At 31.1% G+C, this 15270-nt stretch carries 17 protein-coding genes; 16 read left to right on the top strand and 1 reads right to left on the bottom strand.

Features of this window, described 5'->3' with window-relative positions; genetic code table 11:
- Positions 1–44 precede the first annotated feature (44 nt).
- The 16 genes from Q0856_RS02700 to Q0856_RS02625 all read left to right on the top strand — a co-directional run bounded on the left by Q0856_RS02700 (position 45) and on the right by Q0856_RS02625 (position 12864).
- On the top strand, positions 45–521 hold the full coding sequence (locus Q0856_RS02700; RefSeq protein ID WP_298473886.1) for a hypothetical protein: 477 nt from the start codon (positions 45–47) through the stop codon (positions 519–521).
- Between the two features lie 6 nt (positions 522–527).
- Positions 528–1097 carry a crossover junction endodeoxyribonuclease RuvC gene (ruvC, locus tag Q0856_RS02695; RefSeq protein WP_298473884.1) on the top strand — a complete coding sequence of 190 codons (570 nt, stop codon included), beginning with the start codon at positions 528–530 and terminating at the stop codon, positions 1095–1097.
- A 177-nt stretch (positions 1098–1274) separates the two neighbouring features.
- Positions 1275–2408: a radical SAM family heme chaperone HemW gene (hemW, locus tag Q0856_RS02690; RefSeq protein ID WP_298502322.1), complete on the top strand. Its 1134-nt coding sequence runs from the start codon at positions 1275–1277 to the stop codon at positions 2406–2408.
- 29 nt (positions 2409–2437) lie between these two features.
- On the top strand, positions 2438–3190 hold the full coding sequence (locus tag Q0856_RS02685; RefSeq protein ID WP_298502320.1) for a cyclase family protein: 753 nt from the start codon (positions 2438–2440) through the stop codon (positions 3188–3190).
- Positions 3187–3543 carry a DUF4260 domain-containing protein gene (locus tag Q0856_RS02680; protein ID WP_298473876.1) on the top strand — a complete coding sequence of 119 codons (357 nt, stop codon included), beginning with the start codon at positions 3187–3189 and terminating at the stop codon, positions 3541–3543. The genes Q0856_RS02685 and Q0856_RS02680 overlap by 4 nt, the downstream gene beginning before the upstream one ends.
- Positions 3544–3546: 3 nt before the next feature.
- On the top strand, positions 3547–4182 hold the full coding sequence (locus Q0856_RS02675) for a DUF4230 domain-containing protein (RefSeq protein ID WP_298473873.1): 636 nt from the start codon (positions 3547–3549) through the stop codon (positions 4180–4182).
- A 79-nt stretch (positions 4183–4261) separates the two neighbouring features.
- Positions 4262–4660: a Dabb family protein gene (locus Q0856_RS02670; RefSeq protein WP_298502317.1), complete on the top strand. Its 399-nt coding sequence runs from the start codon at positions 4262–4264 to the stop codon at positions 4658–4660.
- A gap of 9 nt (positions 4661–4669) precedes the next feature.
- Complete coding sequence (locus Q0856_RS02665; RefSeq protein ID WP_298502313.1) at positions 4670–5029, top strand: MmcQ/YjbR family DNA-binding protein; 360 nt, start codon at positions 4670–4672, stop codon at positions 5027–5029.
- A 40-nt stretch (positions 5030–5069) separates the two neighbouring features.
- Positions 5070–6842, top strand: a complete 1773-nt coding sequence (locus tag Q0856_RS02660) for a DNA mismatch repair protein MutS (protein WP_298502310.1) — start codon at positions 5070–5072, stop codon at positions 6840–6842.
- A 174-nt stretch (positions 6843–7016) separates the two neighbouring features.
- Positions 7017–7421 (top strand): response regulator, encoded by a 405-nt coding sequence (locus tag Q0856_RS02655; protein ID WP_298502307.1) that lies wholly within the window; start codon positions 7017–7019, stop codon positions 7419–7421.
- A gap of 87 nt (positions 7422–7508) precedes the next feature.
- Positions 7509–8054 carry a heme NO-binding domain-containing protein gene (locus Q0856_RS02650; RefSeq protein WP_298473860.1) on the top strand — a complete coding sequence of 182 codons (546 nt, stop codon included), beginning with the start codon at positions 7509–7511 and terminating at the stop codon, positions 8052–8054.
- Entirely contained in the window at positions 8044–9639 is a 1596-nt protein-coding gene (locus Q0856_RS02645) for a PAS domain-containing sensor histidine kinase (protein ID WP_298502305.1), read from the top strand. The genes Q0856_RS02650 and Q0856_RS02645 overlap by 11 nt, the downstream gene beginning before the upstream one ends.
- On the top strand, positions 9636–10769 hold the full coding sequence (locus Q0856_RS02640; protein ID WP_298502302.1) for an FIST N-terminal domain-containing protein: 1134 nt from the start codon (positions 9636–9638) through the stop codon (positions 10767–10769). Before Q0856_RS02645 ends, Q0856_RS02640 begins: the two co-directional genes overlap by 4 nt.
- Positions 10769–11815: an ATP-binding protein gene (locus tag Q0856_RS02635; protein WP_298502299.1), complete on the top strand. Its 1047-nt coding sequence runs from the start codon at positions 10769–10771 to the stop codon at positions 11813–11815. The genes Q0856_RS02640 and Q0856_RS02635 overlap by 1 nt, the downstream gene beginning before the upstream one ends.
- A 10-nt stretch (positions 11816–11825) precedes the next feature.
- Complete coding sequence (locus tag Q0856_RS02630) at positions 11826–12143, top strand: Hpt domain-containing protein (RefSeq protein ID WP_298473849.1); 318 nt, start codon at positions 11826–11828, stop codon at positions 12141–12143.
- A 4-nt stretch (positions 12144–12147) separates the two neighbouring features.
- Positions 12148–12864 carry a LytTR family DNA-binding domain-containing protein gene (locus Q0856_RS02625; RefSeq protein WP_298503039.1) on the top strand — a complete coding sequence of 239 codons (717 nt, stop codon included), beginning with the start codon at positions 12148–12150 and terminating at the stop codon, positions 12862–12864.
- A gap of 170 nt (positions 12865–13034) precedes the next feature.
- Here Q0856_RS02625 and Q0856_RS02620 read toward each other — a convergent pair whose 3' ends face one another.
- A complete protein-coding gene (locus tag Q0856_RS02620) occupies positions 13035–15149 on the bottom strand; it encodes a tetratricopeptide repeat protein (protein WP_298502296.1) in 2115 nt (704 codons plus the stop codon).
- Positions 15150–15270: the final 121 nt, after the last annotated feature.

The raw sequence follows: 15270 nt of genomic DNA, 5'->3' as shown, positions 1-15270 counted from the left end.
TAAAGTCCTTAAAAAATTGTAATTTGCCCAAAGAATCGTATAAAATGAATAAGGTTTGGGTCTTTCTGGTTATTTGCTGCGTAGCTTCCTGCAATCCTTTTGTATCTAAAGAGGAAAAGACTCGCCAATTAGTAAACCAAGAATTATTACATATGAATTGGAATGCTATAGATAATTACCCGCTTTTTTATACTTGTGATGAAACTGCTTCTAAAGAAGAACAAAAAGCTTGTTTTGAAAAGGAACTAGTTTCACATTTTTCTAACACATTAAAAGAATTTGAGTTTACTATTACACCAGAAGTGGATTCCACAGTGTACGTGGTTTTTGTTATTGATACCATTGGGAAAATAAAGGTTTTAGACATTGAGAAAGATATAAAAATTATAGAGCAAATGCCTGAGTTTGATGGCGTAATAATACAAAGCCTTAAGAGCTTACCAGAAATAGACCCAGCATTAAAAAAAGGAATTCCTGTTACTACAAAATATAGAATTCCGATAGTACTACATAGTAATTAAAGAAATTTGGCAAACGAAAGAATTATATTAGGAATAGACCCTGGAACTACAATAATGGGTTTTGGTGTTATTAAGGTGGTTAATAAGAAGATGCAATTTGTGCAGTTAAATGAGTTGCTACTTCAAAAATATAAGGATCCTTATACCAAGCTAAAACTTATTTTTGAGCGTACTATAGAACTTATAGATACGTACCATCCAGATGAAATTGCTATTGAAGCACCATTTTTTGGTAAGAATGTGCAGTCTATGCTAAAACTTGGTAGAGCGCAAGGTGTAGCAATGGCGGCAGGTTTATCTAGACAAATACCTATTACGGAATATTTACCTAAAAAGATAAAAATGGCCGTTACGGGTAATGGTAATGCTAGTAAAGAGCAAGTTGCCAAGATGCTGCAAAGTGTTCTAAGTTTAAAAACACTACCTAAAAATTTAGACAGTACAGACGGACTCGCAGCTGCGGTGTGTCATTTTTATAACTCTGGAAGAATTGAAGTTGGTAAAAGTTACACTGGTTGGGACGCTTTTGTGAAGCAAAATGAGTCTCGGGTAACAAAGGTAAAAAGTAAAAAGTGACCAATTAACAATTATCAGTTTACAATGAACAATACTTTTAATGCTTTGTTTAAAATTATGTTTTTTAATAGTAAAGACCTCTCATATATATTTTAATTTTGCTAATTGCTAATTGCTAATTGCTAATTGCTAATTGCTAATTGCTAATTGCTAATTGCTAATTGCTAATTGAATAAAATGAGCGGAATATACATCCACATCCCTTTTTGTAAGCAAGCATGTCATTATTGCGATTTTCATTTTTCTACTAGTTTAGGAAAGAAAGAAGCTATGCTTTCTGCTATTGGTAAAGAATTAGAACAACGAAAAGTGGAGTTTAAAGATGCCATTGTAGAAACAATTTATTTTGGAGGAGGTACACCATCTGTGCTAGATACCTCAGAAATTAATAAACTTATAGAAACAGTTTATGATAATTTTAAAGTTGTAGAGAATCCAGAAATTACTTTAGAGGCAAATCCAGATGATTTAACCTCTGAAAAGTTACAACAACTTCATGCATCAGACATTAATAGATTAAGTATTGGTGTACAGTCTTTCTTTGAGGACGATTTAAAGTTAATGAATAGAGCACATTCTAGTACACAAGCACATCAATCTTTAAAAGAAGCAACAGCACTATTTGATAATATTTCTATCGATTTAATTTACGGAATGCCAAATATGGCAAAGGAACGATGGTTACAAAACATTGAAACTGCATTGTCTTTTAATATTCCACATATATCTAGCTATGCTTTAACGGTAGAACCAAAAACGGCTTTGGCTAGTTTTATTAAAAAAGGGCAATTAGCACCTTTAGACGAGGCGTTGGCGCAAGAACATTTTTTTATTTTAAAAGAACGTTTAGAGGAAGAAGGGTTTATTGGGTATGAGGTTTCTAATTTTGGGAAACCTAATTATTTTTCTAAGAATAATACTGCCTATTGGTTAGGAAAAAGGTATATGGGAATTGGACCTTCGGCACATTCTTATGATGGTAAGAATAGGAGTTGGAATGTAGCTAATAACCCTAAGTACATAAAAGCAATAGAAGTAGGAGAACTTCCTTCTGAAATAGAGGTGTTAACCATTACGGATACCTATAATGAGTATGTAATGACTGGTTTACGAACTATTTGGGGTGTTTCTTTAAAAAGAATTCAGTCAGAATTTGGAGAGGAGTATTATAAATATATCGTAAAGCAATCTAAAAAACATATATCCGAAGGCTTAATAAAGATGGAGGATAGTATTTTGTTGGTTACACGAAAAGGCAATTTTTTAACCGACGGAATTGCTTCCGATTTATTTATGGTTAAATTAGACTAGAATTAAATATAATCTTTCAATAAAAAACTGTGTTAGCAACCATTCAACATAAAACTAAAACTGTAAAAATTAATTTACACCAACCGTTGGATATTTCTATGCCACTAAAGGGAGATACTTCTAATGTGAATGCGTGGTATGTTAAACACCCAATGATAGAAGCTCATAGAGATGGAAAATTTATAGGAAAAGTAACAGAAGGAAGCTCTACTAATTTTAATAATATTTCATTTAATCCGCATGCGCATGGTACGCATACAGAATGTTTAGGTCATATAACAGAAGAGTTTTATTCAGTGAATGAGCAGTTAAAACAGTTTTTCTTTTTAGCAGAATTAATCACTGTGGCTCCAGAAGAATTAGGGGAAGATTTCATTATATCTAAAAAGCAATTACAATATGCTTTAGGGAATAAAAAGAGAGAAGCCCTGGTAATACGAACTTTGCCGAATTTGGAGGATAAAAAAAGTAAACAATATTCAAATACTAATCCCCCATATTTAACAGAAGAATCGGTATTATTTTTAGTTGGTAAAGGGATACAACATTTATTGATAGATCTACCTTCCGTTGACAAAGAAAAGGATGGTGGCGCATTAGCAGTACATAAGGCTTTTTGGAATATAACGGGAGAAGCAAGAAAAGAAGCCACGATTACAGAATTAATTTATGTAAATAATACTATTGAAGATGGTACGTATATGTTAGATTTACAAATGGCACCGTTTCATAATGATGCTTCCCCAAGTAAACCTATTTTATATAAAGTAATAACACCATGAAAAATAGTATAAAGATAGAGGAGTTTTGCATGTTAGGCTTAGGTATTTTTATGTTTTCTATCTTAGGATATTCTTGGTGGCTTTTTTTAGTATTATTTTTAACACCGGACATTGGAATGTTAGGATATTTGGTAAATTCCAAAATAGGGGCAATAACGTATAATTTGCTTCATCATAAAGGAATAGCCATTTTGTTATATTTTATTGGCATATATTTTGAATTACCACTTTGGCAATTGGCGGGAACCATATTATTCTCCCATGCAGCCTTTGATAGAATGCTGGGATATGGTTTAAAGTATGAAGATGGATTTAAATTTACCCATTTAGGAAAAATAGGAAAAGGAGAATAAGATATGTTAGAAAGTTTTTTAGGTTTACTTCTTGGTATTGTAGGTACATTTTGGGGGTATTCTATTTTTAAAAAGAAAGAAAACAAACAACTAACGAAACACCAGTCGACGGTTTTGTTAGAAAAAATTCGGAGTGTCTGTAAATTAATTTCTGTTGAAGGAGATTTTGCAGAAATTTATAAATATGAAAATACTAAGGAACGTTTTTTAAGTCTTGTAAGCAGTAAAAAGAAAGCTCTAATAGTTATAAATGCCAAAGCACAAATAGGGTATGATCTTAAGAAAATTTTTATGCGTGCAGATACAAAGAGCAAAAAAATTGTTTTGGAGCAGTTTCCGCAACCAGAAATTTTATCGATAGTTCCAGAATTGGAGTTTTATGATATTAAAAACGGGCTTTTTAATACCTTTACTCCAGATGATTTAACCACGCTTAACCAAGAAGCAAAAAAGCATATTGAAGATAAAATACCAGAAAGTGGCCTTATGGAATCTGCAAGGAAAGAAGCTTTAGATACGGTTTTGTTAATTGAAAAGATAGTAGAAACTATAGGTTGGGAATTGGATTACTCTAAATTAGAGTTGCCAGACAGTAAATTACTTAAGAGCCAGGAGCAGGATACATTAATTGGAAACTGATTTTTGTTTAGAGTAAAACCGTAAAGAATTTGAAAATTGAGTATAGAATAATAATAAAATGATTAGAAAAATAAATTAAATGAAAAAGATTGGTATACTTGTAATTGTATTAATAAGCGCCGTAAACAGTTACGGACAAGAGAAAAAAACTATGAAAGAATTCGATTCTAATTTTGCGCATACCGTTTATTTTTGGCTAAAAAACCCTGAAAGTAAAGAAGATAAAGCAAGTTTTGTGGCTTCTTTACAGAAGTTTTTAAATGCTTCTAAATATGCAAAAACGAATTTCATAGGATACCCTCCAAAAGCAAGTAGAGAGGTTGTAGATGGTTCATTTACTTTTTCATTGATTGTTACTTTTGAATCTGCGGAGGCCCAGCAAAAATATCAGGAAGAAGATGTACACTTAAAATTCATAGAAGAGTCTAGTCATTTATGGACAAAAGTTATTGTTTTTGATTCCGTTCCTGTGCAATAGGCATGTTATATGAATATAGAAGAATTTAGGGAGTACTGTATAAGAAAAAAAGGAATAACAGAGGAGTTTCCTTTTGATGAACATACGCTTGTTTTTAAAGTAATGGGTAAAATGTTTGCTTTATGTGCATTGGAAAGAAGACCACCGCAAGTAAATCTTAAATGTAATCCAGAAAGAGCTATAGAGCTTAGAGAAGAGCATGACGGAAATATTATTCCGGGCTATCATATGAGTAAGGTGCATTGGAATACTCTTTTATTGGAACAACTTCCTAACAACCTAATTGAAGAACTTATAAATCATTCTTATGATTTGGTTGTTTCTAAATTTACGAAGAAATTAAAAGGGGAGTTAGATGCATTATCTTAGGTAGTCTTATTTTCTATTTTTTCCTTAAACGATACATTTTATGCAGGAATTAATTTCCTTTTATACCCAAGAAATACATAAGTACAAAAGTAAATTGACAAAAATAAAAAAGCAGTTGTATGCTTCTAGCATGCTACGTTTATTTGTTTTTTGTATGGCAGCTTTGTCAATTTATCTTTTATATGGTAATACCAAATATATAGTGGCTGTTGTTTTAATAACAGTAATAGTTTTTTTGTATCTGGTAACAAGGCATAGTAATTTACAAAAACAACGGAATAAGTTAAAAGCTTTAATCGCTATTAATGAAACGGAGATACAGGTTCAGGAAAGAAAATTTCATCACCTGCCTGATGGTAAAGAATATAAAAATCCGCTACATCATTACAGTCAAGATATAGATTTATTTGGGAGAGGTTCTTTTTATCAATACTGCAATAGAACGGCGTTAATGCATGGTAGTAATACTTTGGCAGATTTGTTTAATGAAAATAATATTGATAATATAACAGAAAAACAAGAGGCTATTAAGGAACTCGCTGCGAAACCTAAATGGCGACAAGAATATTCCGCAATAGCGTCTCTTTCTAAAACAGAAACACAGGTAGAAGCTATTGAGAAATGGTTAGAAAACTATACGCCATTTATGCCAGAAATAATGAAGCATATACCTTTAGTTTTTTCGGTACTCTCTTTAGGAATGTTGGTACTCTATTTTATGAATGTTCTTCCAGAATCTTCTTTAATAATTTGGATGTTTATAGGATTAGGGATAACAGGCATTTTTACTAGAAAAATTACAAGATTAGGGGCTAACGCCTCAAAAGTGCAAAATACGTTTGAACAGTATAACAAGTTGCTAACTATAATTGAGAATACAGAATTTAAGTCTGTTTTATTGCAAAAAAAGAAAGAAGAGATAATCTCGAACCATAAAAAGACGTCCGTAGTTTTGCACGAATTTTCACGTCATTTAGGAGCTTTGGACCAAAATAACAATATAGTTTATTTGGTTTTTGGTAACGGGCTTTTTTTACGGGGACTATCTACTTGTTATAAAATTGAAAAATGGATTGCTATGCATGGCAAATCGGTAGAAAAATGGTTTCATATTATTGCTTTTTTTGATGCATATAATAGTCTTGGCAATTTTGCTTTTAACCATCCTCAGTACGCTTATCCTATTATACAGGATAACGGTACTGTTCTTAAAGCCAAAGACGCAGGGCATCCTTTGTTACATCCTAAGAGCACTATTTTGAATGATATAAATATAGAAAAAGAGCAGTTTTTTATTGTCACAGGTGCAAATATGGCAGGTAAAAGTACTTTTTTAAGAACAGTTTCTTTACAAATAGTCATGGCAAATTTAGGATTACCAGTATGTGCTAAAGAGGTAAATTACGCTCCTATAAAGTTAATTACTAGTATGCGTACTACGGATTCGCTTACCGATGATGAATCTTATTTCTTTTCAGAACTAAAAAGGCTTAAGTTCATTGTAGACCAAATTCAACTAGATCGTTATTTTATAGTTTTAGATGAAATTTTAAAAGGTACAAATAGTACAGATAAAGCAACCGGCTCAAGAAAATTTATAGAAAAACTAGTACGGTCTAAATCTACCGGTATTATTGCTACTCATGATTTAAGCTTGTGCGAATCGGCAAAAGAATTTTCACAGGTAAAGAACTATTATTTTGATGCCGAAATAATTAATAACGAGCTACATTTTGATTATACTTTCAAAAATGGGATTTGTAAAAACATGAATGCCTCCTTTTTATTAAAGAAAATGGAAATAGTGGACTAAAAAGTTTAGGCTCCTGCGAGCCTATATTTTATTATATCTTATCGATGAAATGCTTTGTTTTGTAGTTGTTAACCTAAATCAATAATCCATTCGTCGACGGTAATATGCATTTAACCGATAATTAATTCTTTTATTCAAACTTTTAACAGAGATTTGTAGTATAAATCTTATAACATGTTAAATGTACTTTTTATTGAGGATGATGCTATTGAAACAATGAAACTGAATAGAACAGTTTCTAAGTTACAATTAAAGCACAAAATAACGGAAGCAAAAAATGGCGAAGAAGCTATTAATTTTCTAAGATCAGATGAGGTTCTACCAGATATTATTCTTTTAGATTTAAATATGCCTAAGATGAGTGGGATAGAATTCTTAGGAATTTTAAAAGAAGACCCAGTACTGAAGTATCTTCCTACAATTGTTTTGACAACATCTGAGAATAGAGCAGATTTGCTTGAATGTTATAGAATTGGAATTGCCGGTTATGTTATAAAGCCCTTAAAATATGAGGATTACGAGGCTAAGCTAGAAAGTGTATTTACGTATTGGGAGAATAATGAGCTAGTTAAAGCATAACTAAATTTAACGTTTCACAACAATAATTTTACAAAAAAGAGTAAAATTCCTACATTTATTGAAGAAATTATTTGTAATTTTTTTATAATGAAAGGAATTGTTTTTACAGAGTTCTTAGAAATGGTAGAATCGGAATTCGGCCTAGAAGTGGTAGATTCTATTATTGAAGATTCAAATTTGCCTTCTGAAGGTATTTATACTTCGATAGGGACTTATGATTTTAATGAAATGATTAGTTTAATAACTAATCTAAGTAATAGGGTTAAAATGCCTATAGATGATTTAATCTATGCTTTTGGCCTATTTTTATTTTCTAGTCTAGTTACAGCTCATCCGGAGGTAGTAGCAAATTACAATAATCCAATTTCCTTATTATATTCTATAGAGGACCATATACATGTGCATGTAAAAAAACTCTATCCAGAAGCAGAGTTACCCACCTTTAAAATTATAGAGAAAACGGATAAATCGATTTCTTTAATTTATTGTTCTAGTAGAGGTCTATACAGACTAGCACACGGACTTATTGAAAAAAGTTTTGAACACTTTAATAAAACAGCCAAAGTAAGTTTTAAGGTGCTAAATGAAGACGGAACCGAAGTTAAATTTGATGTTGTACAAGATGGAGAGTAAAGATATTACATTGTTAAAAAAGGCATTACTACGCCAAAAGAAGGCAAGACAACAAGCGGAAAAAATTTTAGAAGAAAAATCAAAAGAGTTATATGATACTTCTCTTCATTTAAAAGAAACTAATAAAATTCTTGAGAATTTATTAGAAGAAAAGAACTCTGAATTAGATAATGTTTTTGTCAACATTGTAGATCCATATATAGTAATGGATTTGCGTGGTAAAATGATAAAAATGAATACCGCCGCTGAAGAATTTCTGGGATATACCATAGAAGATAATATTATGCTTACAGATTTGGTACACCCAGATTATAAGCAATATTCTATAAATTCTTTTTCAGCATTATATACCACAGGTTTAATTAAGAGATATAGACCCAGAATATTCACAAAAAATAAGGGACTAAGATATGTAGAAATAAATGGTAGTATAGTTAAAGATAAAACAGGGAAACCAATAGCGGCTCAAGGTGTTTTAAGAGATATTACCTATGAATTTGAAATGAAGTCCTTACTCGATTTACAAAGGCAAAGGTTAGACATTATAGTAGAGAATTCTCCTTTAGGTATTTTACTTACGGTAAAAGGTGATTTAATAAAAAGTAATAGAACAATTGAAGAAATGCTAGGCTATTCGGAAGATGAGCTTATGGCCTTACATGTACAAGATTTTATTTCCATTGAGAGCTTAAAAGAGTCTCAAGTACTTAGAGAAAAAATGTATGAGGGGAACATGGATAATTTTTCTATTAACAAAAAATATTTACGAAAAGATGGCTCTGTCTTTTCAGCAAAAACAACTGTAAATGCTGTTAAGAATAGTAAAGGAGTATTAGAATATGAAGTAGCTTTAATAGAAGATATAACACATGAGTTAGAGTTAGAAGAAGAGAAAATACAATTAGTAAAAGACTTAGAATCTAGTAATAAAGGATTGCAAGAATATGCACATATAGTTTCTCATGATTTAAAGTCGCCGTTACGTAGTATAAGTGCGTTAACCACATGGATGTACGAGGATTATAAAGATAAGTTAGATGATAACGGTGTTTATAACCTTAAAATGATGCAAGAAAAGGTAGAATCCATGGACAAACTTATAGATGGAATTTTAAAATATTCTACTATAAAGAGTGATAATTTAGACAACTCTATAGTGGATGTTAATGAAGTAGTTAAAGAAATTACAGATATTATTTATATACCAGATCACGTTAGGGTTGTAATTGTTAGGAAATTACCAACTATTTATGCAGACCGAACGAAAATTCATCAATTAATCCAGAATTTCTTAAGTAATGCTGTAGTACATATAGAGCAAAAAAGAGGTTTGGTAGAGGTAGATTGTATTGAAAGGCCTAAGTTTTGGGAGTTTAGTATTAAAGATAATGGCGTTGGTATACCAAAGGAATACCATGAAAAAATATTTAAGATATTCCAATCTATTGGGAATAAAGAACGATCAACAGGAATTGGCTTATCTATTGTAAAGAAGATAATAGACCTATACGAAGGTAAGGTTTGGTTAAAAAGTGAAATAGGAAAAGGAACTACTTTTTTCTTCACTTTAAAAAAGCAAAAATGAAAATACAACAAGCAGTTAAAAAAGAAAATAGTTTATGGGAATTTGTAGGTTCTAATGAGGATTTACAAAACCCGTTAGTATTGGTTTTTGGAAATAGATTTTTATTAGAAAACGAAAATATTTATGAAGAAATTAGATCAATTTATCCAAATGGTGAGATTGTATTTGGCTCTACTTCTGGCGAGATTCTAGGAGATAATGTCATGGATAATACACTTTGCCTTACAGCAATAGAATTTCAGAAAAGTTCTTTCGTAGTAAAAAAGGCGAATATAAAAACGTACAATGGAAATGTGGAGTTATTGGGAACCGAATTATTAAAGAAGTTACCAGAGGAAAATCTAAGACATATTTTTGTAGTATCTGAAGGTAGTACAATAAATGGTAGCACACTTATTATGGGTTTAGAGAAATTCCTTAGTAAAAAAGTAACTATTTCTGGAGGGCTATGTGGTGATGATTCTAGATTTGAAAAAACAATTGCATCTTATAACAACAATCCAAAAGAAGGAGAGATTATTGTTATAGGTTTATATGGAGAAAGTTTAGAAGTTAGTTGTGCTAATTATGGAGGATGGACAGCCTTTGGTCCAGAGAGAATAGTAACCAAATCGGAGAATAATGTATTGTTTGAATTGGATGAAAAACCGGCATTAGACCTATATAAGCAATATTTAGGAGATAAAGTAAAAGATTTACCAGAAGCGGCTTTACTTTATCCTTTAAGTGTAAAAGTAAAAGACCAAGAAGAAACTATAGTGCGTACTATTTTAAATATTAACGAAAAAGAAAATAGTATGACTTTAGCAGGAGATATACCAGAAGGGTCTATTGTACAGCTAATGATGTCTACAGTAGATGATATAGTTGAAGGAGCTTATACGGCCGCAGAATATGCGATGCGAGATAGAAAAGCAAAACCAGAATTGGCATTATTGGTTAGTTGTGTGGGTAGAAAATTGGTGATGGATCAACGTTCAGAAGAAGAAGTCGAGGAGGTAATTGAGGTTATTGGTAATCAAGCCAAAGTATCTGGTTTTTATTCCTACGGAGAAATGGCTCCCTTTGCAGGGCAAAATAAATGTAGATTGCATAACCAAACTATGACATTAACCCTTATTAGTGAATAATGCATTCTTTATTAAAACGACAAATACGAAAATTTTTACCTGCGGATGTAGCAGAAATGCCTGAATTGGATTTTTTTTTACAGGCTGTAAGTAGATCTTATCAAAATAATGATGATAAATTAGAGATGATACAGAGGTCTACCACTATAAGCTCTAAAGAGTTATCTAGTGCAAACAGAGAGTTACTTCAAAAAATTAAAAATCAAAAAAAGATTTTCGATTCTTTAAGTGAAGTGGTTCGTGTAATGGATCATAGTGAAAACGGTTTGGATGATAATAAAGAAGAAGTTGGTGCTATAAAAATCGCTGCCAGAATAGAACAACAAACGAAAAAAATATTACAACTAACAGAAGAAAAAAACGATTTGTTAAATGATTTAGAAGAGCAAAACGAGTCATTGAATAATTATGCACATATGGTTTCTCATGATCTAAAATCTCCTATTAGAAATATGCATACTCTTATGAGTTGGATAGCAGAAGAAGAGCATGAAAAATTTTCAGAAGAGAGCAAATATAATTGTTCTTTGGTAACACAGAATTTAACAAAAGTAGATAATTTAATAGATGGTATTTTAAGGCATGCTACTCTAGAAGCGCATGAGGAAGAAAAAACTAACGTTTCTTTGAACGAGTTAATTCATGAAATTAAAAATACCATATTTATCCCCGAAAATATAGAGGTAAATATAGAAGGCTCTTTACCCGTTTTGTATAAAGATAAATATAAGCTAGAGCACCTTTTTAAAAACCTTATTACCAATGCAGTAAAAGCTACAGAAGGGTTACTAAAAGGCGAAATTATTATAGCAGCCATAGAAAAGAAAGACTATTGGAAATTTAGTGTAAAAGATAATGGAAAAGGTATACCAGAAAAATACCAAGAAAGTATCTTTAATATGTTTAAAAAACTTGAAAATAATGCTAATGCAACTGGTATAGGGTTGGCTTTAGTAAAAAAAATTGTAAATATATATAGCGGAGAAATATGGTTAGAATCTCAGTTAGAAAAAGGGACCGTATTTTACTTTACTATAAAAAAATAAAAGAACGATTATGGAGCAGCCAAACTTAAATTATATTAAAGAACTATCCGGTAATGATAAAGCATTTGAGCTTAAATTCTTAGATATTGTAAAAGGGGAATTTCCCGTTGAAAAACAAGAATATATTAGCTGTTCGGAACGTAAAGATTTTAAAGGAACAGCAGAAATTGTACATAAGCTAAAGCATAAGTTTAATATTCTAGGGTTAGAAAAAGGATATAAATTAGCAGTAGCCTACGAAGAGGAACTTAAGCGTGGAAGCAATAAACTCAAAGATGATTTTTTGAGAGTTTTAGTCACGATTGAAAACTATATCTTAACTGTTTAATATGATGAATTGCATTATAGTCGATGACGAGGCAACAGCAAGAGCTATAGTTGCTAAATTTTGTGAAGATACTTCAGAAATTGTAATTAAGGAAGAATTTTCAAATGCAATAGACGCTATAAAATTTTTAAATAAACAAACTATTGATGTTGTTTTTTTGGATGTCCATATGCCAGGGTTTACAGGTTTTGATTTTGTAGAAACTTTAAAAACTCCGCCTAAAATAGTATTAATTACTTCTGATAAAGATTTAGCGTTACAAGCCTATGAATATGATGCCATAGTAGATTACTTAATAAAACCACTTACAAAAGAGCGTTTTGAGAAAAGTATAGTTAAAGTTAAAACTGCTATCGAAAACCAAAAGATTATTAATAATGCATCTAAAGTTGCAAGAGCAGCAAACTTGGGTGAGTTATTTATTAATATAGATCGCCGATTAATTAAACTTAAATTCAACGACATACTCTTAATACAAGCTCTGGGAGATTATATTAAGATAAAAACAGAGAAAGAGGAGTATAAAGTGCATAATACTCTTAAAAAGGTAAAAGAAAAATTACCAGAAGACGTCTTCTTACAAATACACCGCTCGTATATAATTAACTTCACTAAAATTATTGATATTGAAGATAATAGTGTCTTAATAGATAAGAGTGTTGTGCCAATAAGTAGGTCTAATAAACCTAAACTTATGAAACATTTAAACCTTTTGAGCTAAGAACTTTGTTTTTCTGAAATTATAAAGTGTAAGATTCCCTCCTTATTAAATTACATATTTTCTCCATAATAAAAAACCTATACATCTTTATCTCGAATAAAGATGTATAGGTTTTTTTTGTGGTATAAAAGCTATTAACTATTCTATTAAAGTACAGTCCTTGTTAAGTCTTAGTTTAATGCTATTTTCTTTTGAAGATTAGCATAGAATAAAGGCTTTTTAGTAAATAACCACTTTAGTTTAAAACCTATTTCTGTAAATTGAAATCCAGCCGCAGTTGCAGAAGCTATGTTACTATATTTTCCATAAATCTTGCCACTTAACCTTTTTGAAAATTGATGTTGAACACCTGTTTCTGCTCTAAAAATTACAGTCATAGGATCTTCTTCAACTTTTTGATAGCCAGAAGCTGCGCTTATCATATATAAAGATTTATCTGATAACTTTGCTCTTACATCCGCAAAAAATTCTACGGCTTGGTATATAGATGGACTAAAATAGATACTCGGTACTTGATTGGAAAAACTTAAATATTGGTAGTTAACACCAATCTTAACAGCAGGTTTTTTAAATAAGTTGTAGTACAAAGAGCTAAAAAGTAGATTTCTTTTATTAGAATCTGTTTGTTCTGTATATATAGCTTGCGTATACCAGCCTAAATTAAAAGTAGTACCTAAATTATAGGTAAGTCCGTAGTGATTCATTACAATCTCTCTTTCTATAAGCTCCGCATTAAAACTTTGAACTTCCCTAGTGTATATTAGGTCTAAGTTTTGTAGTCGCATTGGCTGTAATTGCAGCCTTATATCTAATACAGGTTGAGAAAACGACGTGTCTGTTGAAATAGATTTATTAACTCCGAATACAGTTTTTAAATTGGTTTTTGGAAATAATTTATATTGTAAACCAGCAATAAGTACATGAGAGCTTGCCTTGTTTAAGGTAACAGTATTTTCCGTTAACCTATATTGATAAGAAAAAGTAGAAGAAAACTTTGTAGACAATGCTAATTGAGTAGTTGTTTTAGTAGAATATGCTGTATTGTTACCATTATCAAAGGTATAAGCTGCATGTTCTTCTACGTTCGGAGTAAATTGTAGATCCAGTTTCTCAATGAAATTGGTGGCATCTTTCTGTTTTTTATAAATTACTAATGTTTGTTTAGCCGCTTTATAAGCAGGGATAATTTTGTCCGAGGCAAATAGGGCATTGGCTTTTCCTAAATTCCCATCAAATGAGGTGCTGTCATTGGCAAGTATTTTGTCATAATTTTTAATACTCTTTTTAAAGTTTGCTGTGTACATTCCCAAAGTGGCATCAAGAGCCATAATCCAATTTCTATTAGGATTTGTTACCATTAAACTATCTATTTGGTTTTGGGCCTTTTTGTATTTCTGATTCCATATTAGTGCTTGCACATACCTATTATAAGTTTGTTCTGTCAAGGGAGTATCTCTTACTTTTAATACTTCCCTTTTAGATTTTAGTGCAATTTCTAAAGCAGTTTTGTTTTTTTCTCCTATATGCTCAGCCAACGCTATACCGTTTAAGGCGATTATAGAATCTTTGGCATTAGTTGCGTATCTTTTGTATGTCTCTTTAGCTTTATCAACATTTTTAATTATTAAATAGAGGTTTGCTAAATTTTGCAATGCGTCTTTATCCTCAGGAAAATCAGTAAATATCTTTTGCAAGTATTCTTCCCCTTTGGCGTATTGCTGATTGTTTACGTAGGCGTTGGCGTAACCCAAACGCATATATTTTTTAGAAACCAAAGCACTTTTGTTTTCTGGGTCTAATGCAATAGCTTTATCTACCCATTCTAAAGCAAGTTCATATTCTTTTAGATTACTTAAAGTATTAGCAAAACCGAGCACGGCACCAAATTTATCGGGATAATCAGAAACTAGTTTTTTATACAAAGGTCTTGCAGATTTATAGTCTTTAGACCATAAATAGGATTCGTTGTAATTAATTTCTACTTCAAAATCACCAGGATATTCTTCTAATAATTCAGAGAATAGGGAGTTTGCTCTTTTGGGTTCTCCACTTAAACCTACCGCCCGTCCATAACATAATCTTGCAGTTTTGTTTGTTGGTTCTTTTTGTAAAATGCCTTCAAAGAAATCTTCGGCATTCTGAAAATCCCCTTTTTCTAGGAACTTAAAGCCTTCTGTCATGTCGTTTTGCGCAAAAGAAATTAAGGGTAGTATAAACAATAAAATAAAAGCGTATTTGTACATAGTTATAATAGTAAGTAAATTATTACAAGGAGATAACGCCATTTTTGAATTATTATTAGAGAATTTGTAAGAATTTTCTATAAATAGTTTATTCGTAATTTGTAGCGTTAGTAGAGCTTTGTAGCTGTTTTAGTATCATATACTTATAGTTAGTTATGTAATG

The organism is uncultured Maribacter sp., from assembly GCF_947496775.1.
Taxonomy (GTDB): domain Bacteria; phylum Bacteroidota; class Bacteroidia; order Flavobacteriales; family Flavobacteriaceae; genus Maribacter_B.
Note: the sequence above shows the minus strand (reverse complement) of the source record. Positions and strands in the feature narration are given on the sequence as shown.